Source organism: Enterobacter cloacae complex sp. EB5 (genome assembly GCF_031432835.1).
Classification (GTDB): domain Bacteria; phylum Pseudomonadota; class Gammaproteobacteria; order Enterobacterales; family Enterobacteriaceae; genus Enterobacter; species Enterobacter hormaechei_C.
In genome coordinates this window covers 1,946,518-1,968,342 of the sequence record NZ_CP133860.1, presented here as the reverse complement: position 1 = coordinate 1,968,342, position 21,825 = coordinate 1,946,518, and the positions used below count along the sequence as shown (strand labels likewise).

The following is a 21,825-nucleotide window of genomic DNA, read 5'->3' as shown; positions in this document are numbered from 1 at the left end:
TTCGGATGTTTTACCCTGATGCGATAACCGCGCATCAGGGTATTTCCATGAAACAAATCACCTTCGCTTTCCGCAACCACCAGCTCACTAACATCAACACCTGGACGCCTGACAGCCAGTGGCTTGTCTATGATGTCCGCCCGTCCGGCGCGTCGTTTACCGGTGAAACCATTGAGCGGGTCAATGTCAGTACGGGCGAGGTTGAGGCGATCTACCGTGCGACTGACGGCGCGCATGTCGGCGTGGTGACCGTTCATCCGGTGCAGGAAAAATATGTTTTTATCCACGGCCCGAAACACCCGGATGCAGACTGGCACTACGATTTTCATCATCGCCAGGGGGTGATTGCGCACAATGGTCAGGTGAGCAATCTTGATGCGATGGATATCACCGCGCCTTACACCGCAGGCGCGCTGCGTGGCGGCAGCCACGTCCACGTTTTTAGCCCGAACGGGCAGTTCGTCAGCTTTACCTACAACGACCATGTGCTGCACGCGCGCGATCCGCAGCTGGATTTGCGTAACGTCGGGGTGGCGGCGCCTTTTGGTCCGGTAAACCCACAGGGGAACCATCCGCGGGAATATGCCGGAACCTTCTGGAGCGTACTGGTAAGCCGTACAACGCCGAACCCGAAACCGTGCAGCGATGAGATCAACCGCGCCTACGAAGAGGGCTGGGTGGGCAACGACAGGCTGGCGTTTATCGGCGATACGGTGTCTGCGAAAGGCGAGAAAGTGCCCGAACTGTTTATTGTCGATCTCCCCAAAGACGAGCAGGGCTGGAAACGGGAGGGTGATGCGCCGTTGCAGGGGACGCCGGATACAATGCCCGCGCCGCCTGCGGGCGTCATGCAACGCCGCCTTACCTTCACCCACCAGAAGGCGTATCCGGGGCTGGTGAACGTGCCGCGCCACTGGGTGCGCAGCAATCCACAGGGGACGCAGATTGCGTTTTTAATGCGGGACGATAACGGCGTTGTGCAGCTGTGGCTTATCTCCCCTGAGGGCGGCGAGCCGCGCCAGCTGACCCACGCTGAGCGTGATATTCAGTCAGCCTTTAACTGGCATCCTTCCGGCAACGGGCTGGGATTTGTGCTTGCAGGGCGCATTGCCTGCTGCGATGCGCAGACCGGAGAGGTGACGTTTTTGACGTCCGATCACGGCAATCCGCCGTCTGCTGACGCTGTGGTGTTTTCCCCGGACGGACGATTTATTGCATGGATGGAAGAGAAGGACGGTTTCCGCCAGCTGTGGCTAACGGAAACCGCACAGAATTAGCGTGGAGGCATCGCTGCGGGCGGGATGACGGAATTGGTCGCCAGCTTTTCCTGCTCGCTTTTCTCAACGCGCGAACGCACTGAACTGTCGGTGCGGAACATATCCCACGGCAGCAGAAGCGTATCGGCAACCGCCGTAAACGGCATATCAAGAATCGCCAGAGATTTGGTACCCCAGTTTGTCTCATCATCAGAGATCATTGCGGCACTGGCGCGCGTCCCCGGATATGTTCCTTCTTTACCGCCGGTGTGCGACATCACGCTCGAACACCCGCAAAGTAAAACAACCCCGCTGAACGTCGCCAGCTTAATCAGAACATTTCTCATCATCACTCAGTCATCATTAGTAGCACGGCATTGACCTGCAACTCAGGGTTATAGCGAGGCGCGTCCAAAATGGATAGCTCAAAACTCCCGCACTGTGGTCGTCATCGCAATTTAACCCTTTGTGCTGTGCCCCTGAGTCTATGCGACAACCAGCAAAGTGCAAAAAAATCTCACATCAACAGTCTTGAAAAGGCCGTATCCAGACCCATTTTAAGAATGTAACCCGATAACGGACACGCCTGATGGGTGTTCGGGGAAGCAGAAGCCTGTCCATGGTGGAAGGCTACATTTTCTCGCTGATTTCAGGAGCATTTATCTATGCGTAATTTCGATCTCTCTCCGCTATACCGTTCTGCCATTGGTTTCGATCGTCTGTTCAACCACTTAGAAAACAACCAGAGCCAGAGCAACGGCTATCCTCCTTACAACGTTGAACTGGTTGACGAAAACCGCTATCGCATTGCGATTGCTGTTGCCGGTTTCGCAGAGAGCGAACTGGAGATCACCGCGCAGGACAATCTGCTGGTGGTGAAAGGCTCCCATGCGGGCGAGCAGAAAGAACGAACCTACCTCTACCAGGGCATCGCAGAGCGCAACTTTGAGCGCAAGTTCCAGCTGGCTGAGAACATCCACGTCAAGGGCGCGAACCTGGTGAACGGCCTGCTGTTTATCGAACTGGAACGTGTGATTCCGGAAGAGAAAAAACCGCGTCGTATCGAAATCAACTAATTACGCGGGTCGCGGCTGCGGCCCATCTGAAATTGCTTGCCGTAACGGGAGCATATGCGAATCCGCAAGGGTTTGCAGGTACAACTGTGCACAAAATTAAACTGTGCCGAACTCGCTTCTCAGAAGGAGATTTAGTATGCGTAACTATGATTTTTCCCCCCTGTTGCGTCAGTGGATCGGTTTTGACAAACTGGCTAACGCACTGCAAAGCGCAACCGAACAGCAGACGTTTCCGCCGTACAACATCGAAAAAAGCGATGATAACCACTACCGTATCACGCTTGCGCTGGCCGGGTTCCGCCAGGAAGATCTCGACATCCAGCTTGAGGGTACGCGCCTGACCGTGAAAGGGTCGCCGGAAAAACCAGACACCGAGACCAAATGGCTGCATCAGGGGCTTGTCACTCAGCCGTTTAGCCTGAGCTTTACCCTGGCAGATCATATGGAAGTTTCTGGCGCGACGTTCACTAACGGGCTGCTGAATATTGACCTCACCCGTAACGTGCCGGAAGCCATTGCGCCTCAGCGCATCGCCATTAGCGAACGCCCGGCGTTGAACAGCTAATCCACGTTTTTGCCGCGAGGCAAACCTGCCGATCCTGTAGGTCGGGTAAGGCGCAGCCGCCACCCGACTCGCTCACAGATGCCATGAAGCCCTGCCCCGGCAGGGCTTTTTTGTGCGCCAGCGCCCACACAACCGCCGTCAGCTCTGAGAGAATCCTTAGCATAACTATGGTTATACACAGGATGTGGATCATGAGTGATATCGCGTTAACCGTTAGCGTGTTGGCCCTTGTCGCGGTAGTGGGGCTATGGCTGGGGAATATCAAAATCCGCGGCGTCGGGTTTGGGATTGGCGGGGTGCTGTTCGGCGGGATTTTTGTCGGCCATTTTGCCGACCAGCTTGGGTGGGTGCTCAGCGCCGATATGCTGCATTTCATCCAGGAGTTCGGCCTGATCCTCTTTGTGTATACCATCGGTATTCAGGTGGGGCCGGGCTTCTTCGCTTCCCTGCGCGTCTCCGGTTTACGCCTTAATCTCTTTGCCTTCGGCATCGTCGTGATGGGTGGGCTGGTTACCGCCATTCTGCATAAACTCTTCGCGATTCCGCTGCCCGTCGTGCTGGGCATCTTCTCCGGCGCCGTCACGAATACGCCTGCGCTCGGGGCGGGCCAGCAAATTCTGCGCGATCTCGGTATCCCTGCTGATGTCGTCGATCAGATGGGAATGAGCTACGCCATGGCCTATCCGTTTGGCATTTGCGGTATTTTGCTCTCGATGTGGCTGGTGCGCGTGCTGTTCCGCGTTAACGTCGAGCAGGAGGCAAAAGAGCATGAAAGCACGCTGACCAACGGCCATGCGCTCATTAAAACCATCAACATTCGCGTCGAAAACCCCAACCTGAATAATATGGCGATTCAGGATGTTCCCATTCTGAACAGCGCGACCATTATCTGTTCCCGCCTGAAACGTGATGACACGCTGAAGGTGCCTTCACCGGACACCCTTATCCAGCACGGCGATCTCCTGCATCTGGTAGGGCAACCGGCGGATTTAAACAATGCCCGGCTGGTAATTGGTCAGGAGGTGGATACCTCACTCTCAACCCGTGGAACGGACATGCGCGTGGAGCGCGTGGTCGTGACCAATGAGAAAGTTCTGGGCAAGAAAATACGCGATTTGCAGGTTAAAGAGCGTTATGACGTGGTGATCTCCCGGCTTAACCGCGCCGGTGTCGAGCTGGTGGCCAGCCAGGATGCCAGCCTGCAATTCGGTGATATTCTCAACCTCGTCGGGCGTCCCTCATCCATTGATGCCGTAGCAGACATGGTGGGCAACGCACAGCAAAAACTCCAGCAGGTGCAGATGCTGCCGGTCTTTATCGGCGTCGGGCTTGGCGTCATACTTGGCTCCATCCCCCTGTACGTGCCCGGCTTCCCGGTGGCACTGAAGCTGGGTCTGGCAGGCGGGCCGCTCATTATGGCGCTGATCCTCGGGCGTATCGGCTCCATCGGTAAGCTCTACTGGTTTATGCCGCCGAGCGCTAACCTGGCGCTGCGGGAGTTGGGCATCGTGCTGTTTCTGGCGGTGGTGGGGCTGAAATCCGGCGGCGATTTTGTCGATACCCTGGTGAACGGCGAAGGGATGAGCTGGGTAGGATACGGCATATTTATTACCGCTATCCCACTGATAACGGTCGGATTACTGGCGCGTATCTTCGCTAAAATGAACTATCTCACGCTGTGCGGCATGCTGGCCGGTTCCATGACCGATCCACCCGCGCTGGCGTTCGCCAATAACCTGCACGCCACCAGCGGCGCGGCGGCGTTGTCCTACGCCACGGTTTATCCGCTGGTGATGTTTCTTCGCATTATCACCCCGCAGCTACTGGCGGTGCTGTTCTGGGGGATGGGCTAATAAGTCTTCCGGGTGGATACGCCGCAAATGGTAGTCCACCTGGTAATCGCTGGTGTTCCGGAACATCACGGAATAATTGAGGAATTCGCCGCTGTCGCTGTAGGAAAGGGAGGTGATGCGCAGCAGCGGCGTCTGTTCCGGCACATTCATATAACCGGCCAGCTGTTTATCTGCCAGCACCGGCGTCAGGCTCTCGTAGTTGCCGCTGATGGTGATCCCGCATTCCTTCTCAATGTAATCAAACTTAGACCCTTCGAGATGCGCCAGGGAAAGATTGCGGAACAGCTTCACCGGCATAAAGCTGTCCTCCAGCATCAGCGGTTTTCCGTCAACGTAACGCACCCGCCTTGAAAAATAGATCCGCTCATCAACCTGAATCCGCAGCTGGCTGGCGATGGCGGGCGGCGCGGGCATCACTTCAAACTGCAACACCTTGCTCTGCACTTCTTTCCCCTGCTGGCGCAATACCTCCACCAGCCCGGTCAGGTTAGTCGTTTCATGATGAACGTCTTTGCGCGCCACGAACGTCCCGCTGCCGTGTCGACGTTCAACCAGCCCCCAGCTTACCAGCAGATCCAGCGCCTTGCGGATGGTCATCCGGGCTACGCCAAACTCTTTTGCCAGCGCTTTTTCTCCGGGTAACGGACTGCCAATGTTGAAGTCCGAGGAATTCAGCCGCAGCCGTAGCCGATCGGCAATTGATTTGTAGATCACCAGTAGACCTCTCTGCGCCCATCATGGCGTGGAATACGTCTTAACTTGTCCATGTTTAGTTTAAAAAGTAGACCTGATTGGTCAAATTAAAACCATGAATGCGATCACGAATCGCAGCGGCATACCATGTTGCCGCATCAGTAAGTTCTTATGCTCACCTCAGGCCAGTAAAAAACCATAAAGGCCTCTATCCCCTACAGGTTGTTTCATGAGGATTTAAAAATGCTCAGTCAAATACAACGCTTTGGCGGCGCCATGTTCACCCCGGTTTTGCTGTTTCCCTTTGCCGGGATCGTGGTTGGGATCGCCATCATGCTTCGCAACCCGCTGTTTGTCGGCGAGGCCTTAACCGCGCCTGATAATCTGTTCGCGCAAATTGTTCACATCATCGAAGAGGGCGGCTGGGCGGTGTTCCGTAATATGCCGCTGATTTTTGCTGTCGGCTTACCGATTGGCCTGGCAAAGCAGGCGCAGGGCCGCGCCTGTCTGGCGGTGCTGATTAGCTTCCTGACCTGGAACTACTTTATCAACGCGATGGGGATGACCTGGGGCCACTTCTTTGGCGTCGACTTCTCTGCTGAACCCACTGCCGGCAGCGGGCTGGCGATGATTGCCGGGATCAAAACGCTTGATACCAGCATCATCGGCGCTATCGTGATTTCAGGCATTGTTACCGCCATCCACAACCGATTCTTCGACAAGCCGTTGCCGGTCTTTCTGGGGATTTTCCAGGGCACCTCGTTTGTCGTTATCCTTGCGTTCTTCGTCATGATCCCCTGCGCCTGGCTGACGCTGCTGGGATGGCCGAAAGTGCAGATGGGCATTGAGTCGTTGCAGGCCTTTCTCCGTACCGCTGGCGCGCTGGGCGTATGGGTTTATACCTTCCTGGAACGCATTCTGATCCCAACCGGATTACACCACTTTGTCTACGGTCCGTTTATCTTCGGCCCGGCTGCGGTAGAAGGCGGCATTCAGGTCTACTGGGCACAGCACCTTCAGGAATTCAGCCAGAGCACTGTGCCGCTGAAAACGCTGTTCCCGGAGGGCGGATTCGCGCTGCACGGCAACTCTAAGGTGTTTGGCTCAGTCGGTATTGCGCTGGCTATCTGGTATACCGCGTCGCCGGAGAACCGCGTCAAAGTGGCAGGTCTGCTGATCCCGGCCACGCTTACCGCCGTGCTGGTGGGCATTACCGAACCGCTGGAGTTCACCTTCCTGTTTATCTCGCCGTTGCTGTTTGCCATCCACGCCGTGCTGGCCGCAACGATGGCGACGGTGATGTATACCTTCGGGGTGGTGGGCAACATGGGGGGCGGTCTGCTGGACCAGTTCCTGCCGCAAAACTGGATCCCGATGTTCCATAACCACGCCTCGACGGTATTCACCCAGATTGGCATCGGCCTCTGCTTCACCGCTCTCTATTTCGTAGTCTTCAGGACGCTCATCGAACGTCTGAATCTTAAAACGCCGGGCCGGGAAGAGAGCGAAATCAAACTCTACAACAAGGCCGACTATAAGGCCGCGCGCGGGCAAACTACTGCTCCGGCGGCAGCCAGCCAGAAGGTCGGGCAGGCCGCTGGGTTCTTACAGGCGCTCGGCGGCGCAGCAAACATCGAAAGTATCAATAACTGCGCCACCCGCTTGCGTATCGCCCTGGTGGATATGACGAAAACCCAAAGCGACGACGTCTTCAAAGCCCTGGGCGCACACGGTGTGGTGCGGCGCGGCAACGGCATACAGGTGATTGTCGGTCTGCACGTTCCTCAGGTGCGCGACCAGCTGGAATCGCTGATGAAAACCCCTTTAACAAACGAACAAACCACTCTGACAGAGGCTATATCATGAAAAAATTCTCAGTTGTTATTGCAGGCGGCGGCAGTACATTCACGCCTGGTATCGTCCTGATGCTGTTAGCCAACCGTGACCGTTTCCCGCTGCGTGCGCTGAAGTTCTATGACAATGACGGAGCACGTCAGGAGATCATCGCCGAGGCGTGCAAAATCATCCTTAAGGAGCAGGCGCCGGAGATTGAATTTAGTTACACCACCGATCCGAAAGCGGCGTTTACCGATGTGGATTTCGTGATGGCGCATATTCGCGTGGGCAAATACCCGATGCGTGAAAAAGATGAAAAAATCCCGCTGCGTCACGGCGTGCTGGGCCAGGAAACGTGCGGGCCGGGCGGCATCTCCTACGGCATGCGCTCCATCGGCGGCGTGCTGGAGCTGGTGGATTACATGGAGCAGTACTCCCCGAACGCGTGGATGCTGAACTACTCCAACCCGGCGGCGATTGTCGCGGAAGCCACGCGCCGCCTGCGTCCGAACGCGAAAATCCTCAACATCTGCGATATGCCGATCGGCATTGAAGGGCGTATGGCGCAAATCGTCGGCCTGAAAGACCGCAAAGAGATGCGCGTGCGCTACTACGGTCTGAACCACTTCGGCTGGTGGACGTCGATTGAAGATCTGAACGGCAACGATCTGATGCCGAAACTGCGCGAATACGTGGCGAAAAACGGCTATGTGCCGCCTTCGGAAGATGCGCATACTGAAGCGAGCTGGAACGATACCTTCGCCAAGGCCAAAGACGTACAGGCGCTGGATCCGGACACCATGCCGAACACCTACCTGAAGTATTACCTGTTCCCGGACTATGTGGTCGCCCATTCCAACCCGGAGCGTACCCGCGCCAATGAAGTGATGGATCACCGTGAGAAGCATGTATTCAGTTCATGCCGGGCGATTATCGAAGCCGGTCATTCTTCTGCCGGTGAACTGGAAATCGACGAACATGCGTCGTACATCGTCGATCTGGCGACCGCGATTGCCTTTAACACCCAGGAACGCATGCTGCTGATTGTGCCTAACAATGGGGCTATCCATAACTTTGACGCTGACGCGATGGTAGAAATCCCTTGTCTGGTCGGCCACAACGGACCGGAGCCGCTGACCGTGGGTGATATTCCGCACTTCCAGAAAGGGCTCATGAGCCAGCAGGTAGCGGTGGAAAAACTGGTGGTGGACGCCTGGGAGCAGCGCTCGTATCAGAAACTGTGGCAGGCGATTACCCTGTCGAAAACCGTACCGAGCGCATCGGTGGCGAAGGCGATTCTGGACGATCTGATTGAAGCGAATAAGGATTACTGGCCAGAGTTGCACTAATCTTTCTGACCGGCATCGCCAGATGCCGGTCTCCTTGTCCTGGCTGAATTACGCTATGCTGAAGCCTGCATGCTGCACGACAAGGAATCTTCATGAATATTTCCCGCCTCGGTGAAGCGCCGGACTACCGCTTCTCACTGGCTAACGAACGCACGTTCTTAGCGTGGATCCGCACCGCCCTGGGCTTTCTGGCCGCAGGCGTCGGCCTTGATCAGCTCGCCCCCGATTTTGCCACCCCGTTGATTCGCGAAGTGCTGGCCCTGCTGCTGTGCCTGATTGCTGGCGTGCTGGCGATTTATGGCTATCTGCGCTGGCTGAGAAATGAAAAGGCGATGCGTCTGAAGCAGGATCTCCCCTACACGCGCGGCTTGCTCATTATCAGTACGATTTTGCTGATGGTTGCGGGCGTAGTGATGCTACTGGTGCTGTATGCCGGATAGCCGCAAAGCGCGGCGGGAAGCGGACCCCGGCCTTCAGCCGGAGCGAACCTCGCTGGCCTGGCTGCGCACGCTGCTGGGGTATGGCGCGCTGATCGCTCTTGCCATTAAGCACAACTGGCACCGCACGGGGGCGCCATTCTGGATCTCCATTGTTGTGCTGGCGCTGGTAGCCATCATTTTATGGCGCTACACCCGCAGCCGTAACCTGATGGACGTGTCGCAGAACGACTTTGCGCAGCCGAAAGCGGTGCGGGATAAGTTCCTCATCGCCCTGGCCGTGCTGTCGCTGTCGCTGCTGTTTGCGGTAACCCACATTCAACAAATTTTGCACCTGTAGGCCGGGTAAGGCGTAGCCGCCACCCGGCATAATTACTTCCCTTTCGCTAAATATTTCGCCATCTCGTCTTCCGGCACCATGCCGCCGCCGGTCGCCCACACCAGGTGGGTAACGTTGGTATCCGAATGAACGCGCAGCGGCCCGGCCATCCCCGCCAGCGCCGACGGCTCCAGGCGAATGCCTTCCTCCTGCGCCAGCCAGCCGAGCATGTCGTACATGCTCTGGTCGGACAGCGTATAGAACCCGTCAAGCAGACGCTCCATCGCGCGGCCCACGAAGCCGGACGCGCGACCTACCGCCAGACCGTCTGCCGCCGTCACGTTGTCGATACCCAGATCCTGCACGGCGATTTCATCGTGCAGCCCGGTATAAACACCCAGCAGCATACACGGCGAGTGCGTGGGCTCCGCGAAGAAGCAGTGGACGTTATCGCCAAAGGCCAGCTTCAGGCCAAACGCCACGCCGCCGGGGCCACCGCCGACGCCGCACGGCAGGTAGACATACAGGGGATGATCGGCATCCACCACGCGGCCCTGCGCGGCAAACTGCGCTTTCAGGCGTTCACCTGCAACCGCATAGCCCAGGAACAGTGTGCGGGAGTTCTCATCGTCAATGAAGAAACAGTTCGGATCGCTTTCCGCCGCTTTGCGCCCTTGCTCCACCGCCACGCCATAATCCTGCTCATATTCCACGACGATCACGCCGTGGCTGCGCAGTTTGGCTTTCTTCCACTCGCGGGCGTCGGCGGACATATGCACCGTGACCTTAAAGCCGATGCGCGCGCTCATAATGCCAATAGACATCCCCAGGTTGCCGGTTGAACCCACGGCAATGCTGTACTGGCTGAAAAAGTCCTTAAAGCGCGGCTCCAGCAGAATGCTGTAGTCGTCTTCGAGGCGCAGCAACCCGGCTTCCAGCGCCAGTTTTTCCGCATGGGCCAGCACCTCATAGATACCGCCGCGCGCTTTAATGGAGCCGGAAATCGGCAGATGACTGTCTTTTTTTAGCAGCAGCGCGCCTGGAATGGCCTTGCCGGACTCTTTCTCCAGCCGCTTTTGCATCGTCGGGATCGCGACCAGTTCGGATTCGATAATCCCGCCCGTCGCCGCCGTTTCCGGGAAGGCTTTCGCCAGATACGGCGCGAAGCGTTTCAGGCGCGCATGCGCGTCGTCCACGTCGGCTTTGGTCAGCCCGACATACGGCAACCCTTCCGCCAGCGTCGTGGTGCGCGGATTAAGCCAGGTGATCTCTTTCAGGGCAATCAAATCCGCCAGCAGCGGAAACCGGTCAATGAGGCTGGTCAGGTCAGTCGTTTTCATAATCTGTCTCAGAATTTAGTTCGTTCTGACTCTACACCAATTGTGAAAAAGCATGCTAAATACAGAGTAAAGCATTTGATAATTTGCAAGGGGCATCGTGTTAAAGCCGTTGATTGTCACCGTGTTAGCGATCGCTTCCGGCTGGGCCTGTGCCGCTGAGCCGCCGCTGACGGCTGCCCGTTACGCGCAGATGCTGGGCGTCGGGATGGATGTCGACTGGGCACGCACCGAGCGCGGTATCCGCGAATTTGACCCGCTGGTGGTCCGTGATTTCCAGGCGAAAGGCATACGTCATGTCCGTATTCGGGTGGCGGGCGAACCGACGGAAGCGCGGCTGATTCACCTGCGTAAGCTGGTGGAGGCCTGCGAGCAATACGGCGTCATCCCCATCATCGCTTATCAGGCCGATGAATATAAAAACGACCCGAAAGCGGATACCGAAAAAGAGGTGATTAACTGGTGGATTGCCGTGGCGCACTATTTTGGTCAGCGCTCGCCGTTGCTGGGCTTCGACCTGATCTACGAACCGGCGGACAAGCTCAACCACAACCTTGCTTCGCTCAACCGGCTGTATGAGAAAGCGATCAAAGACATTCACGCCATTGATGCCAGCCGCATGATTTTTATCGCCCCTCGTCTGCGCGCCGCGCCGGAGGATTTATCCAGCCTGAAGCTGCCCGCGCACAGCCAGAATTACCTGCTGGCGGAGTGGCATATTTTCCCCTGGGGTCCGCTGAAAACGAACGGTAAATACCCTTGGACGTCCGGAACCGCGGCTGAGAAAGCGGCTATTCGTAACCGAATCAACGCCGCGCTGCACTGGCAGCAAAAAACCGGGCATGTGAGCTGGGTTGGCGGCTGGGGCGTGGGCGAATCGAAAAGCCTGACGCCAACCGCCTCGCAGATGGCGTTTGCCACGTTTATGGCGTGCGAGCTGCAACAGGCCAACATCCCGTATGCGATAAACGCCGATGTTCAGTTTTATGATGGGGAAGAGGGGGCGTGGCGGCCTGGACCGGAGCCGTTATTGCAGGCGATGATTGCGCCTGGGTGTGAAAAGCCCGGCGAGAAGCCGGGCCATCATGCGGTTAAACCGGCTGTTCGTGATGCGGGACACGCGACGCCAGCGGCAGCCAGCACAGCAAAATCAGCAGCCCCATCAGGGTCATCAGTAAGCCTAAACTCGCCTGCCCGGTCTGCGGCATCATAGCCGAAAGCCAGGCCAGCGCGCCGGAACCGATGTTCTGCAAACCGCCCACCAGCGCGCCTGCCGTGCCTGCGAGGAACGGGAACGGCTCCATCGCGCCGCTGGTGGCGAGGGGAAACAGCATGCCCGCGCCGAAGAAAAACAGCGCCGCCGGGATGAGCAACGTCCAGACTGACATCACGTCAAACAGCCCCGGGATCCACATCATCAGCCCGGCCAGCAGACAGCTGATCACCGACTGCCACATCAGGGTGGAGAAACGCTTGTTCGGACGTCCGGCGAACCATGCGCCGAAGAACGCCGCTGGGATCGGCAGAATAAACAGAATACTCACCACCATACTGCTCAGACCAAGGCCTGCGCCCAGCAGCACGCCGGAGCAGGCTTCAAACACCGCAATGCCCGCCAGGCCGCCGATCAGCATCAACAGATAACAGGTAAACGACCCATTACCGAACAGCGTTTTGTAGCTGGCGATGAGCTTCGTGCGCGGCGCGTCCTGTGGGCGGGTTTCCGGCATCCAGCGCGCCATGCTGAAGGTGACAATAATGCACAGCACCAGCAGGAAGGCGTAACAGGCGCGCCAGGACCAGACGGTGTCCAGCAGCCCCCCAATCAGCGGGGCCAGCAGCGGGCTGACCAGAATGCCCATATTTAACAGACTGTTGGCGTGACGAAGCTGTGTGCCCTGGTACATATCACGCGGCAGGGTACGCGCCATGACCCCGCCAACGCCGGTGCCCACGCCCTGGAGGGCGCTGGCGGCAATCAGTATGGTCAGGCTGTGCGTGGTAATGGCAATCACCGTCGCCACCATGAAAATGCTCATGCCCACCAGAATGACCGGACGACGCCCGACGCGATCGGACAGGGGACCATAAACCAGCTGTGAAACGCCATAGGTCAGCAGATAGGCTGCCATCACGCTCTGTACCGCACCTTCGCGGACGCTCAGATCTTTTGCCATATCGGCAATCGCCGGAATGTAGATGGTTTGCGCCATCTGCCCGACGGCCACCAGTAACACCAGCATCAACAATAAATTCACGTTCCGTTGCTTTTTCATGTCGCTGAATACTTTTGCCAAAAGAGATAAATAAAGAATAAGTGACTACGCATTCCCATAAATGCGCGAGGAATCTACCACAGAGAGATGACAATTTAAGCATTACTGTGATGAATGACAGAAGGCGTGAAGGCAGGATTTGTAAACAAGATCGGCAACTAATGTTGCCAGCGAATTACGCCAGGCGCAGCAGGACCGCACCGGCAGCAATGCCCAGTGCCGCCGCGATGCGCAGGCCAGCAACCTTCTCTTTTAAAAGCACAAATGCGATTAAGGCGCCGAAGAGAATAGAGGTTTCACGCAGCGCTGCGACCACCGCCAGCGGCGCCTGGGTCATCGCCCAGAGTGCCAGACCGTAAGATCCCATCGTCCCGACGCCGCCGAGCAGCCCTTTTTTCCAGTGCAGGCACAGGTAGCTGGACGCTTCGCGACGCCGCGCCACCATTGCCCAGCTCAGCAGGCAGAAGCCGTTCATGAAGAAGGTCCAGAGCGTATAGCCCAGCGCAGTGTCCGAGAGTCGCACACCGGTGCCGTCCACCAGGGTGTACCCGGCGATAAAACAGGCGTTCAGCAGCGCCAGCCAGATCCCCTTGCGTGACTGCATGCGGCCATTCATCGCCATGGCCAGAATCGAAAGACAAATGACCCCAATGCCGGACCAGGCAAGCCAGGAGAGATGATCCCCGAGCACCAATACGCTGATCAGCGCCACCAGCAGAGGGGCCGTCCCGCGCATCAGCGGGTAGGTCTGGCTCATGTCGGAGACCTGATAGGTTTTTGCCACCAGTACCGTATACACCACCTGTAACGCACAGGAGACGAACAAATATGGCCAGCTTGCGGCAGTTGGCTGAGGAGAGAAGGGCATTAAAATCAGGGCAATAAGCGCGGCTGAACCGCTGACCCCAATCGCCGAATAGAGCTTATCCGTTCCGGCTTTAACGATGGCGTTCCAGCTGGCATGCAGCAGTGCGGCGAACAGTAAAATGCAGAAAACGGTGATGGTCATGGCGTATCGGTTGGTGAAATGTCATCCAACTGTAACATTCACCTGTCGATGCTGCCAGCCGCTTACACTGCGCAAAAAAGGCGGTGCGTCACCCGGGGTTCGTCTGACACGAGCCTGAAGCCCGCCCGATGGTAAAATCCGTACGCGGTTTCCGGCGCATGGGTATTGAGAAAATCAAACCAGATGCTGGCATCCGCCATCACCACGGTCAAAAGCTGTTTGCCTATGCCTTGCCCACGGCACTTTTCGCTGACGTAGAGATGACGAATACGTCCGGCGCGCGGCTGCTGGCTGAACGGATCGCGATTAAGGCCGCACACGCCCACCAGCCTGCCGTTAAGAAACGCCCCCAGCAGCTTTTCACCCGGCGCGTTAAAGCGGTTTTCACCCCGCTGCCAGTTCTCTTCCAGCCTGCGCAGCATATTGAAATTCAACGCGATACTCTCCGCCTTCAGGGCGATATACCCGGGTTCATCGGGCGTGACAGGCTCAATTAACAGACGCGACATAGCATTCCCTCGTTATTAAAGAGGGGCGGTTGCCCGCCCCTCTCAGGTGCGACTTGAACCTGAATCACCGAACGTATTTCAGGACAGCATCAAGCAGTTGCAATACAGCAACAATGAGTTTGAGGACAAGTATGACCATATCCACGACGCTCATACGCGTCTCCTTTTGGTTAAAAGGAGCACGATGCTGGCGTACCTTTCCGCCGCCTGTGGCCAGCACCTGGATTGACGTAACACAGTGTGCTCACTTCAGGGGTTAAGGCACTGACGGCACCACCCGTTTCAGCCAGGACTTCGTTGCGCCGGTAAACTGCGGCCCCCTCGCTCACTGCGAACACCCTCAGTATAGATAAATACTGTATGCATGAACAGTATTTTATGGACAAATTTTGGAAGGCGATCCATACTCAAAAACGTCAAAATCCGTGCCGGAATTGCGCGTTCGTCTTCGATCGCGTATACTTTTCGCGTTGACGTAACACAGTGTGTTCTGCGGCAACCAACCGCAAAACCCTGATAAAAACCTCGCTTAGGCGGGGTTTTTTGTTTTCTGACGAAGTGAAAATAGTCTCCTCCGTTGACTTATTGGCAATAGATGTTATCGTTGCCAATAAGTCAACGGACGTGGCAGGCAAGCAGGATGCATTTAATCTCAATGAAGGCAATTTTGGATGCGGTAAGCCAGTTCCCGCTACACAGAGAAGAGCTTCTCTTTTTAGGACGAGTTATTGAAAAGAGCCACTGCCCGACGCCCGCTGCACTGAGAAAACTTTTCCCAACGCTGGATAACTTCAAGTATCTTGATAAGCATTATGTTATTGATATTGCAAATAACAATCACAGAGTAGTGGCTCTCATATTCTTTGAAAGCCAAAAGTTTTATGCGCCATGTTTTTACTCATAAGGAATATGACCGTTTTACGGAGAAACATCGCACTAAGGGGAAGAAATGATGATCGTCGCTGATGCAATGAAAGCTACGCACGCCCTTGTTGCGGCCGTTCCTTTACTGGGTGAACAGCCGAGCGAGAAAGATTATAAGGATGCGCTTGAGCTGGTTGAGTATCTCCTTATGAACGAGCCCAATAGCCCCTTGCTGGATATTGTGTGCGCCAGAATTAGCCGTTACGAAGCTAATCGGCCAGAGATAGTCGCATTACGCAAGGAGATGGAGTCTGTTCCTGTCGGAATTGCAGTTTTAAGAACATTGATGGATCAATACAATCTGACGATATCGGATTTTCAGGATGAAATTGGTAGTAAATCGATGGTTTCACGGGTTCTGAATGGTCAGAGACAGCTTACTCTGAACCATATTAAAAAGCTGGCGGCCAGATTTGGGGTATCACCTGCGCTATTTATTGAGTGTCATCACCCAACAAACGAAACGTGATCCCTGACGCATTTTTGCGCAGATGAAAATATTTCCATTGTCACATCCGAAAACCTGTGTTTGTATAAATTCAATCAATGATTCCAAACACAGGTCCCCAATGACTTCATCCATCTTCACTTCGACCCTACTAAAAACTGCGCAACCTGCCGCAGTGGTCGTCGTGCGTGTGGTGGTGGTCGTCGGCAATGCGCCGTAGGGACTGGATCAACACACGAATCCAAAACCCCGCCGGCGCAAACCGGGCGGGGTTTTTCGTTTAGGACCCTCTCCGGAAGGCTGGCTCAGAAGAAAAGGACTGGAGCATGGCAAGTTCGGGCACAACATCCACCAAGACGCGTTTTACAGGCGCGCAGCTGATTGTTCATTTACTGGAACGACAGGGCATCACCACCGTTGCGGGCATCCCGGGTGGGACCGTGCTTCCGCTGTATGATGCGTTAAGTCAAAGCACACAGATCCGTCACGTGCTTGCGCGCCACGAGCAGGGCGCAGGCTTTATCGCTCAGGGCATGGCGCGTACCCAGGGTAAACCGGCTGTCTGTATGGCCTGTAGCGGGCCGGGCGCCACCAACCTGGTGACCGCCATCGCCGACGCACGTCTCGACTCCATTCCGCTGATCTGCATTACCGGCCAGGTGCCGTCCTCGATGATCGGCACCGATGCGTTCCAGGAAGTGGACACCTACGGCATCTCTATCCCCATCACCAAACATAACTATTTAGTTCGCGATATCAGCGAGCTGCCTCAGGTGATCAGCGATGCGTTTCGCATTGCCCAGTCTGGCCGCCCGGGTCCGGTGTGGATAGACATTCCTAAGGATGTCCAGACCGCAGAAATTGAGATCGACGTGCTGCCGGAGCCGGGTGAGCGTGCCCCCGCGCCGGAATTCAGCGCTGAGAGCGTGCGCGATGCGGCGGCGATGATCAACGCCGCCAAACGCCCGGTGCTCTATCTTGGCGGCGGGACGATCAACGCCGCGGATGAAATCCGTCAGTTCGCTGAAAAAGCTAATTTGCCCACCACCATGACCCTGATGGCGCTGGGTATGCTGCCAAAAGCGCACCCGCTCTCTCTCGGCATGCTGGGTATGCACGGTGCGCGCAGCACCAACTACATCCTGCAAGAAGCGGATTTGCTGATCGTTATGGGGGCGCGTTTTGATGACCGGGCGATCGGCAAAACCGAGCAGTTCTGCCCGAACGCCAAAATCATTCACGTGGATATCGACCGCGCCGAGCTGGGTAAAATCAAGCAGCCGCACGTGGCGATCCAGGGCGACGTGGCCGAGGTGCTGGCGCAGCTGATCCCGCAGACGGAGGCAACCGACCGCGCCGACTGGCGCCAGCTGGTGGCCGATCTGCAACGTGAGTTCCCGGGCGCTATCCCAACCGAGGGCGACCCGCTGAGCCACTATGGTCTTATCAATGCCGTTGCCGCCTGCGTGGATGACAGCGCGATTATCACCACCGACGTCGGCCAGCATCAGATGTGGACCGCCCAGGCGTATCCGCTGAACCGCCCGCGCCAGTGGCTGACCTCCGGTGGCCTTGGCACCATGGGCTTCGGCCTGCCAGCAGCGGTTGGCGCGGCGCTCGCCAACCCGGACCGCAAGGTGATCTGCTTCTCCGGTGATGGCAGCCTGATGATGAATATTCAGGAGATGGCGACGGCGGCCGAAAACCAGTTAGACGTTAAAATCATTCTGATGAACAACGAGGCGCTGGGTCTGGTACACCAGCAGCAGAGCCTGTTCTATAAGCAGGGCGTGTTTGCGGCGACCTATCCGGGGATGATCAACTTCATGCAGATTGCCGCTGGTTTTGGCCTGCACACCTGCGATCTGAACGCCGAAGAAGATGCCCACGCGGCGTTGCAGGATGCGATTTCTCGCCCTGGTCCGGCGCTGATCCACGTGCGTATCGACCCTGAACAAAAAGTGTATCCGATGGTGCCGCCGGGTGCGGCAAATACTGAGATGGTGGGGGAATAAGCCATGCAGAAACAATGTGATAACGTCATTCTGGAACTCACCGTCCGTAACCACCCAGGCGTCATGACCCACGTCTGCGGGCTGTTTGCTCGCCGCGCGTTTAACGTGGAAGGTATTCTGTGTCTGCCGATTCAGGGCAGCGAGCACAGCCGCATCTGGCTACTGGTGAACGACGACCAGCGTCTGGAGCAGATGATGGCGCAGATCGACAAGCTGGAGGATGTCACCAAAGTGGCACGCAACCAGTCCGATCCCACCATGTTTAACAAAATTGCGGTGTTTTTTGAGTAAATCACTTAAGGTAAGAGGCTTTTGCCGGATGGCGCTGCGCTTATCCGGCCTGCAAGGACGTTACACGTAGGCCGGATAAGGCGTTTGCGCCGCCATCCGGCGCGTTCACGCATCAGGATCAAACCATGACCACCATCGCCCTTATCGACGACCACCTTATCGTCCGCTCCGGCTTTGCCCAGCTTTTAAACCTCGAACCGGATTTTCAGGTCGTGGCCGAGTTTGGCTCAGGGCGCGAGGCGCTGGCGGGCCTGCCGGGACGCGGGGTGCAGGTCTGTATCTGCGATATCTCCATGCCGGATCTCTCCGGGCTTGAGCTGTTAAGCCAGCTGCCGAAAGGAATGGCGACGATTATGCTCTCGGTCCACGACAGCCCGGCGCTGGTCGAGCAGGCGCTCAACGCGGGGGCGCGAGGGTTTCTCTCTAAACGTTGTAGTCCGGACGAGCTGATCGCCGCCGTGCGCACCGTCTCCACCGGAGGCTGCTACCTGACGCCGGATATTGCCATCAAGCTGGCGGCGGGACGGCAGGATCCGCTCACCAGACGCGAGCGCCAGGTGGCAGAGAAACTTGCCCAGGGCATGTCGGTGAAAGAGATTGCCGTAGAGCTGGGGCTGTCGCCAAAGACCGTTCACGTTCATCGCGCCAACCTGATGGAAAAACTCAACGTCAGTAACGATGTCGAGCTGGCGCGCCGCATGTTCGACAGCTGGCAATGAACTCCCTGTTTTCGCGGCTGATCGCCGTTGTTGCCAGCTTTTTTATCTTCTCCGCCGCGTGGTTCTGCCTGTGGAGTATCAGCCTGCATCTTGTCGAGCGCCCGGAGCTGGCGGTGCTGCTGTTCCCCTTTGGCCTGCGTCTGGGGCTGATGCTGCAATGCCCGCGCGGCTACTGGCCGGTGCTGCTGGGCGCAGAGTGGCTGATGCTGATCTGGCTGGCGCAGGAAGTGGCGCTCGCGCACCTGCCGTTATTGATGACCGGAAGCCTGCTCACGCTTATCCCGGTCGCCCTGATTTCCCGCTACCGTCACCAGCGCGACTGGCGCACGCTGCTGCGTCAGGGGGCGGCGCTGATTGCCGCCGCGCTGTTGCAGTCCCTGCCGTGGCTGGGTGAAAAGGAGGTGCTTAACGCTCTGCTGCTGACCCTTACCGGCGGCCTGACGCTGGCCCCGACCTGCCTTGTGATCTGGCATTACCTTACCAGCACCGTCTGGCAGCCGCTCGGCCCGGCGCTGGTCTCCCAGCCGGTGAACTGGCGCGCCCGGCACCTGATCTGGTATCTGCTGCTGTTTGTGGTGAGCCTGTGGTTGCAGCTTGGTCTGCCCGCTGAATTATCACGCTTCACGCCGTTTTGTCTGGCGCTGCCGATCATCGCCCTGGCCTGGCACTACGGCTGGCAGGGCGCATTGATCGCCACGCTGATGAACGCCATCGCGCTGATTGCCAGCCAGACCTGGCACGATCACCCGGTAGATCTGCTGCTCTCGCTGCTGGCTCAGAGCCTCACCGGGCTGCTGCTCGGCGCGGGCATACAGCGCCTGCGCGAGCTGAACCAGTCCCTGCAAGCCGAGCTGGCGCGCAACCGCCGTCTGGCGGAGCGTCTGCTGGAGACGGAAGAGAGCGTGCGGCAGGAGGTCGCCCGCGAGCTGCACGATGATATCGGCCAGACGATCACCGCCATCCGCACCCAGGCGGGCATTGTTCAGCGCCTGGCGGCAGAAAATGCGGGCGTGAAGCAGGGCGGGGCGCATATCGAACAGCTTTCGCTGGGGGTCTATGACTCCGTTCGTCGCCTGTTAGGACGGCTGCGCCCGCGCCAGCTTGACGATCTCTCGCTCGAGCAGGCAATACGCTCTCTGATGCGCGAGATGGAGCTGGAGAGCCGCGGGATTGTCAGCCATCTCGACTGGCGCATTAACGAACCTGCGCTGAGCGAAGGCCAGCGTGTGACGCTGTTCCGCGTCTGCCAGGAAGGACTGAACAACATCGTCAAGCACGCCAGCGCCAGCGCGGTAACGATCCAGAGCTGGCAGCAGGACGAGCGCCTGATGCTGGTGATTGAAGACGACGGCTGCGGCCTGCCGCCGGGCTCCGGCCAGCAGGGGTTTGGCCTGGCGGGCATGCGCGAGCGCGTGAAGGCGCTGGGCGGCACGCTGACGATCTCCTGCACCCACGGGACGCGCGTCAGCGTCAGTTTGCCGTTAAGGACGCACCATGTTTAAAACCCCCGCCAGCGCCGCCCCGCTAAGCAACAAAGCGGAAATCGACGCCCGCTACCGCTACTGGCGTCGCCATATCCTGATCACCATCTGGCTCGGCTACGCCCTGTTCTACTTCACCCGCAAAAGCTTCAACGCCGCCGCGCCGGAGATCCTCGCCAGCGGCGTGATGGCGCGTACCGATATCGGCCTGCTGGCGACGCTGTTTTACATCACCTATGGCCTGTCGAAGTTCTTCTCCGGCATCGTCAGCGACCGCTCGAACGCGCGTTATTTTATGGGCGTTGGGCTGATCGCCACCGGCGTGGTGAACATCCTGTTTGGCTTCTCGACGTCGCTATGGGCCTTTGCCCTGCTGTGGGCGCTGAACGCCTTTTTCCAGGGCTGGGGCGCGCCGGTTTGTGCTCGCCTGCTCACCGCCTGGTACTCACGCAACGAGCGCGGCGGCTGGTGGGCGATATGGAATACCGCGCATAACGTCGGCGGGGCGCTGATCCCGATGGTGGTCGGCGCGGCGGCGCTGCACTACGGCTGGCGCGCGGGGATGATGATTGCCGGTGGCCTCGCGATTGTCGCCGGGCTGTTCCTCTGCTGGCGCCTGCGCGACAGGCCGCAAACCGTCGGCCTTCCACCGGTGGGCGACTGGCGGCACGACGAGATGGAGATCGCCCAGCAGCAGGAAGGGGCCGGGCTGTCCCGCCAGGAGATCCTCACCAAATACGTGCTGAAAAATCCGTACATCTGGCTGCTGTCGCTCTGCTACGTGCTGGTCTACGTGGTGCGCGCGGCCATCAACGACTGGGGCAACCTGTACATGTCCGAGACGCTCGGCGTGGATCTGGTGACCGCCAACTCGGCGGTGACCATGTTTGAACTGGGCGGGTTTATCGGCGCGCTGGTGGCGGGCTGGGGCTCGGACAAGCTGTTCAACGGCAACCGTGGCCCGATGAACCTGATTTTTGCTGCCGGGATCTTACTCTCCGTCGGCTCGCTGTGGCTGATGCCGTTCGCCAGCTACGTGATGCAGGCGGCGTGCTTCTTCACCATCGGCTTCTTCGTCTTTGGCCCGCAGATGCTGATCGGCATGGCGGCGGCGGAGTGCTCCCACAAAGAGGCGGCTGGCGCGGCGACGGGCTTTGTCGGGCTGTTTGCCTACCTTGGCGCATCGCTCTCCGGCTGGCCGCTGGCGCGGGTGATCGACATCTGGCACTGGAGCGGGTTCTTCGCAGTGATCGCCATCGCGGCGGGCATCTCCGCCCTGCTGCTGCTGCCGTTTTTGCACGCGCAGGCACCGCGCGAAGCGTGACGCGCCTCACCTTTTGCTGCCGAGACGCGCAAAACTAAGAAATTTTCCCGGTTTCACCTGGACGCTGTCTCAGGCATCTCTCCTGGCTGGTTTTTACAATGCTGCAAA

General features: G+C 57.8%; 22 protein-coding genes, 2 pseudogenes and 1 other annotated feature. Of the genes and pseudogenes, 17 read left to right on the top strand and 7 right to left on the bottom strand.

Features of this window, described 5'->3' with window-relative positions; all coding sequences use genetic code 11:
* Positions 1 to 47: 47 nt before the first annotated feature.
* A complete protein-coding gene (locus RHN82_RS09430; protein WP_072189909.1) occupies positions 48 to 1,277 on the top strand; it encodes a DUF3748 domain-containing protein in 1,230 nt (409 codons plus the stop codon).
* Here RHN82_RS09430 and RHN82_RS09425 read toward each other — a convergent pair.
* Entirely contained in the window at positions 1,274 to 1,606 is a 333-nt protein-coding gene (locus RHN82_RS09425; protein WP_047050637.1) for a YceK/YidQ family lipoprotein, read from the bottom strand. The two genes, RHN82_RS09430 and RHN82_RS09425, sit on opposite strands and share 4 nt — an antisense overlap.
* Positions 1,607 to 1,853: 247 nt before the next feature.
* Positions 1,854 to 1,928 (top strand) — a sequence feature (ROSE (Repression Of Heat Shock gene Expression) occurs in the 5'-region of heat shock genes and acts as an RNA thermometer to modulate expression.).
* Here RHN82_RS09425 and ibpA point away from each other — a divergent pair.
* The 3 genes from ibpA (at position 1,922) to RHN82_RS09410 (ending at position 4,750) form a co-directional block, all read left to right on the top strand.
* Positions 1,922 to 2,332: a small heat shock chaperone IbpA gene (gene ibpA / locus RHN82_RS09420; RefSeq protein WP_047050639.1), complete on the top strand. Its 411-nt coding sequence runs from the start codon at positions 1,922 to 1,924 to the stop codon at positions 2,330 to 2,332. (Overlaps the previous feature by 7 nt.)
* A gap of 136 nt (positions 2,333 to 2,468) precedes the next feature.
* A complete protein-coding gene (gene ibpB / locus RHN82_RS09415) occupies positions 2,469 to 2,897 on the top strand; it encodes a small heat shock chaperone IbpB (protein WP_006808781.1) in 429 nt (142 codons plus the stop codon).
* A gap of 191 nt (positions 2,898 to 3,088) precedes the next feature.
* Complete coding sequence (locus tag RHN82_RS09410) at positions 3,089 to 4,750, top strand: putative transporter (protein ID WP_047050640.1); 1,662 nt, start codon at positions 3,089 to 3,091, stop codon at positions 4,748 to 4,750.
* On the opposite strand, the gene RHN82_RS09405 is transcribed toward RHN82_RS09410, so the two are convergent.
* A complete protein-coding gene (locus RHN82_RS09405) occupies positions 4,718 to 5,464 on the bottom strand; it encodes a GntR family transcriptional regulator (RefSeq protein WP_047050641.1) in 747 nt (248 codons plus the stop codon). The two genes, RHN82_RS09410 and RHN82_RS09405, sit on opposite strands and share 33 nt — an antisense overlap.
* Positions 5,465 to 5,686: 222 nt before the next feature.
* Between RHN82_RS09405 and RHN82_RS09400 the strand changes: the two genes are divergently transcribed.
* From RHN82_RS09400 to RHN82_RS09385, 4 genes are all read left to right on the top strand, one after another.
* Positions 5,687 to 7,309: an alpha-glucoside-specific PTS transporter subunit IIBC gene (locus RHN82_RS09400; RefSeq protein ID WP_047050642.1), complete on the top strand. Its 1,623-nt coding sequence runs from the start codon at positions 5,687 to 5,689 to the stop codon at positions 7,307 to 7,309.
* Entirely contained in the window at positions 7,306 to 8,628 is a 1,323-nt protein-coding gene (locus RHN82_RS09395) for a 6-phospho-alpha-glucosidase (RefSeq protein WP_006808790.1), read from the top strand. The genes RHN82_RS09400 and RHN82_RS09395 overlap by 4 nt, the downstream gene beginning before the upstream one ends.
* Positions 8,629 to 8,720: 92 nt before the next feature.
* The gene (locus RHN82_RS09390; protein WP_003861080.1) at positions 8,721 to 9,068 is read left to right on the top strand and encodes a YidH family protein; all 348 of its coding nucleotides are present in this window, start codon (positions 8,721 to 8,723) and stop codon (positions 9,066 to 9,068) included.
* Positions 9,058 to 9,405 carry a DUF202 domain-containing protein gene (locus RHN82_RS09385; protein WP_022650092.1) on the top strand — a complete coding sequence of 116 codons (348 nt, stop codon included), beginning with the start codon at positions 9,058 to 9,060 and terminating at the stop codon, positions 9,403 to 9,405. The genes RHN82_RS09390 and RHN82_RS09385 overlap by 11 nt, the downstream gene beginning before the upstream one ends.
* A 32-nt stretch (positions 9,406 to 9,437) precedes the next feature.
* Here the strand turns inward: RHN82_RS09385 and dsdA are convergent, their stop codons facing one another.
* Entirely contained in the window at positions 9,438 to 10,724 is a 1,287-nt protein-coding gene (gene dsdA / locus RHN82_RS09380) for a D-serine ammonia-lyase (protein ID WP_047050645.1), read from the bottom strand.
* Positions 10,725 to 10,821: 97 nt separating this feature from the next.
* Between dsdA and RHN82_RS09375 the strand changes: the two are divergent.
* Positions 10,822 to 11,907, top strand: a pseudogene (locus RHN82_RS09375) (cellulase family glycosylhydrolase); the annotation flags it as partial.
* Here RHN82_RS09375 and emrD read toward each other — a convergent pair.
* From emrD to tisB, 4 genes are all read right to left on the bottom strand, one after another.
* Positions 11,813 to 12,997, bottom strand: coding sequence for a multidrug efflux MFS transporter EmrD (gene emrD, locus RHN82_RS09370; RefSeq protein ID WP_023298963.1), 1,185 nt, complete (start codon positions 12,995 to 12,997; stop codon positions 11,813 to 11,815). The pseudogene RHN82_RS09375 and the gene emrD overlap by 95 nt on opposite strands.
* A 175-nt stretch (positions 12,998 to 13,172) precedes the next feature.
* Complete coding sequence (locus RHN82_RS09365; protein WP_047050646.1) at positions 13,173 to 14,006, bottom strand: DMT family transporter; 834 nt, start codon at positions 14,004 to 14,006, stop codon at positions 13,173 to 13,175.
* Between the two features lie 62 nt (positions 14,007 to 14,068).
* Entirely contained in the window at positions 14,069 to 14,515 is a 447-nt protein-coding gene (locus tag RHN82_RS09360; RefSeq protein WP_003861064.1) for a GNAT family N-acetyltransferase, read from the bottom strand.
* Between the two features lie 64 nt (positions 14,516 to 14,579).
* Positions 14,580 to 14,669 (bottom strand): type I toxin-antitoxin system toxin TisB, encoded by a 90-nt coding sequence (gene tisB, locus RHN82_RS09355; RefSeq protein ID WP_017383683.1) that lies wholly within the window; start codon positions 14,667 to 14,669, stop codon positions 14,580 to 14,582.
* A 486-nt stretch (positions 14,670 to 15,155) separates the two neighbouring features.
* Here tisB and RHN82_RS09350 point away from each other — a divergent pair.
* The 8 genes and pseudogenes from RHN82_RS09350 to RHN82_RS09315 all read left to right on the top strand — a co-directional run bounded on the left by RHN82_RS09350 (position 15,156) and on the right by RHN82_RS09315 (position 21,717).
* Positions 15,156 to 15,468 (top strand): annotated as a pseudogene (locus tag RHN82_RS09350) (type II toxin-antitoxin system HigB family toxin).
* On the top strand, positions 15,465 to 15,908 hold the full coding sequence (locus RHN82_RS09345; RefSeq protein WP_127353341.1) for a type II toxin-antitoxin system HigA family antitoxin: 444 nt from the start codon (positions 15,465 to 15,467) through the stop codon (positions 15,906 to 15,908). Before RHN82_RS09350 ends, RHN82_RS09345 begins: the two are co-directional and overlap by 4 nt.
* Before the next feature lie 100 nt (positions 15,909 to 16,008).
* On the top strand, positions 16,009 to 16,107 hold the full coding sequence (ivbL, locus tag RHN82_RS09340; protein WP_057979964.1) for an ilvB operon leader peptide IvbL: 99 nt from the start codon (positions 16,009 to 16,011) through the stop codon (positions 16,105 to 16,107).
* 106 nt (positions 16,108 to 16,213) lie between these two features.
* A complete protein-coding gene (ilvB, locus tag RHN82_RS09335) occupies positions 16,214 to 17,902 on the top strand; it encodes an acetolactate synthase large subunit (RefSeq protein ID WP_047050649.1) in 1,689 nt (562 codons plus the stop codon).
* 3 nt (positions 17,903 to 17,905) lie between these two features.
* Positions 17,906 to 18,193: an acetolactate synthase small subunit gene (gene ilvN / locus RHN82_RS09330; protein ID WP_015570113.1), complete on the top strand. Its 288-nt coding sequence runs from the start codon at positions 17,906 to 17,908 to the stop codon at positions 18,191 to 18,193.
* A gap of 125 nt (positions 18,194 to 18,318) precedes the next feature.
* Positions 18,319 to 18,912, top strand: a complete 594-nt coding sequence (uhpA, locus tag RHN82_RS09325) for a transcriptional regulator UhpA (protein WP_003861054.1) — start codon at positions 18,319 to 18,321, stop codon at positions 18,910 to 18,912.
* Entirely contained in the window at positions 18,909 to 20,414 is a 1,506-nt protein-coding gene (gene uhpB, locus RHN82_RS09320) for a signal transduction histidine-protein kinase/phosphatase UhpB (protein ID WP_047050651.1), read from the top strand. The genes uhpA and uhpB overlap by 4 nt, the downstream gene beginning before the upstream one ends.
* Positions 20,407 to 21,717, top strand: a complete 1,311-nt coding sequence (locus tag RHN82_RS09315) for an MFS transporter (protein WP_047050653.1) — start codon at positions 20,407 to 20,409, stop codon at positions 21,715 to 21,717. Before uhpB ends, RHN82_RS09315 begins: the two co-directional genes overlap by 8 nt.
* The last annotated feature ends 108 nt before the right edge of the window (positions 21,718 to 21,825 follow it).

Bases quoted from the DNA above. Each gene is read 5' to 3' on its own strand.
- RHN82_RS09430 (WP_072189909.1), top strand. From the start codon at position 48: ATGAAACAAATCACCTTCGCTTTCCGCAACCACCAGCTCACTAACATC.
- RHN82_RS09425 (WP_047050637.1), bottom strand. From the start codon at position 1,606: ATGATGAGAAATGTTCTGATTAAGCTGGCGACGTTCAGCGGGGTTGTT.
- ibpA (WP_047050639.1), top strand. From the start codon at position 1,922: ATGCGTAATTTCGATCTCTCTCCGCTATACCGTTCTGCCATTGGTTTC.
- ibpB (WP_006808781.1), top strand. From the start codon at position 2,469: ATGCGTAACTATGATTTTTCCCCCCTGTTGCGTCAGTGGATCGGTTTT.
- RHN82_RS09410 (WP_047050640.1), top strand. From the start codon at position 3,089: ATGAGTGATATCGCGTTAACCGTTAGCGTGTTGGCCCTTGTCGCGGTA.
- RHN82_RS09400 (WP_047050642.1), top strand. From the start codon at position 5,687: ATGCTCAGTCAAATACAACGCTTTGGCGGCGCCATGTTCACCCCGGTT.
- RHN82_RS09395 (WP_006808790.1), top strand. From the start codon at position 7,306: ATGAAAAAATTCTCAGTTGTTATTGCAGGCGGCGGCAGTACATTCACG.
- RHN82_RS09390 (WP_003861080.1), top strand. From the start codon at position 8,721: ATGAATATTTCCCGCCTCGGTGAAGCGCCGGACTACCGCTTCTCACTG.
- RHN82_RS09385 (WP_022650092.1), top strand. From the start codon at position 9,058: ATGCCGGATAGCCGCAAAGCGCGGCGGGAAGCGGACCCCGGCCTTCAG.
- dsdA (WP_047050645.1), bottom strand. From the start codon at position 10,724: ATGAAAACGACTGACCTGACCAGCCTCATTGACCGGTTTCCGCTGCTG.
- emrD (WP_023298963.1), bottom strand. From the start codon at position 12,997: ATGAAAAAGCAACGGAACGTGAATTTATTGTTGATGCTGGTGTTACTG.
- RHN82_RS09365 (WP_047050646.1), bottom strand. From the start codon at position 14,006: ATGACCATCACCGTTTTCTGCATTTTACTGTTCGCCGCACTGCTGCAT.
- RHN82_RS09360 (WP_003861064.1), bottom strand. From the start codon at position 14,515: ATGTCGCGTCTGTTAATTGAGCCTGTCACGCCCGATGAACCCGGGTAT.
- tisB (WP_017383683.1), bottom strand. From the start codon at position 14,669: ATGAGCGTCGTGGATATGGTCATACTTGTCCTCAAACTCATTGTTGCT.
- RHN82_RS09345 (WP_127353341.1), top strand. From the start codon at position 15,465: ATGATGATCGTCGCTGATGCAATGAAAGCTACGCACGCCCTTGTTGCG.
- ivbL (WP_057979964.1), top strand. From the start codon at position 16,009: ATGACTTCATCCATCTTCACTTCGACCCTACTAAAAACTGCGCAACCT.
- ilvB (WP_047050649.1), top strand. From the start codon at position 16,214: ATGGCAAGTTCGGGCACAACATCCACCAAGACGCGTTTTACAGGCGCG.
- ilvN (WP_015570113.1), top strand. From the start codon at position 17,906: ATGCAGAAACAATGTGATAACGTCATTCTGGAACTCACCGTCCGTAAC.
- uhpA (WP_003861054.1), top strand. From the start codon at position 18,319: ATGACCACCATCGCCCTTATCGACGACCACCTTATCGTCCGCTCCGGC.
- uhpB (WP_047050651.1), top strand. From the start codon at position 18,909: ATGAACTCCCTGTTTTCGCGGCTGATCGCCGTTGTTGCCAGCTTTTTT.
- RHN82_RS09315 (WP_047050653.1), top strand. From the start codon at position 20,407: ATGTTTAAAACCCCCGCCAGCGCCGCCCCGCTAAGCAACAAAGCGGAA.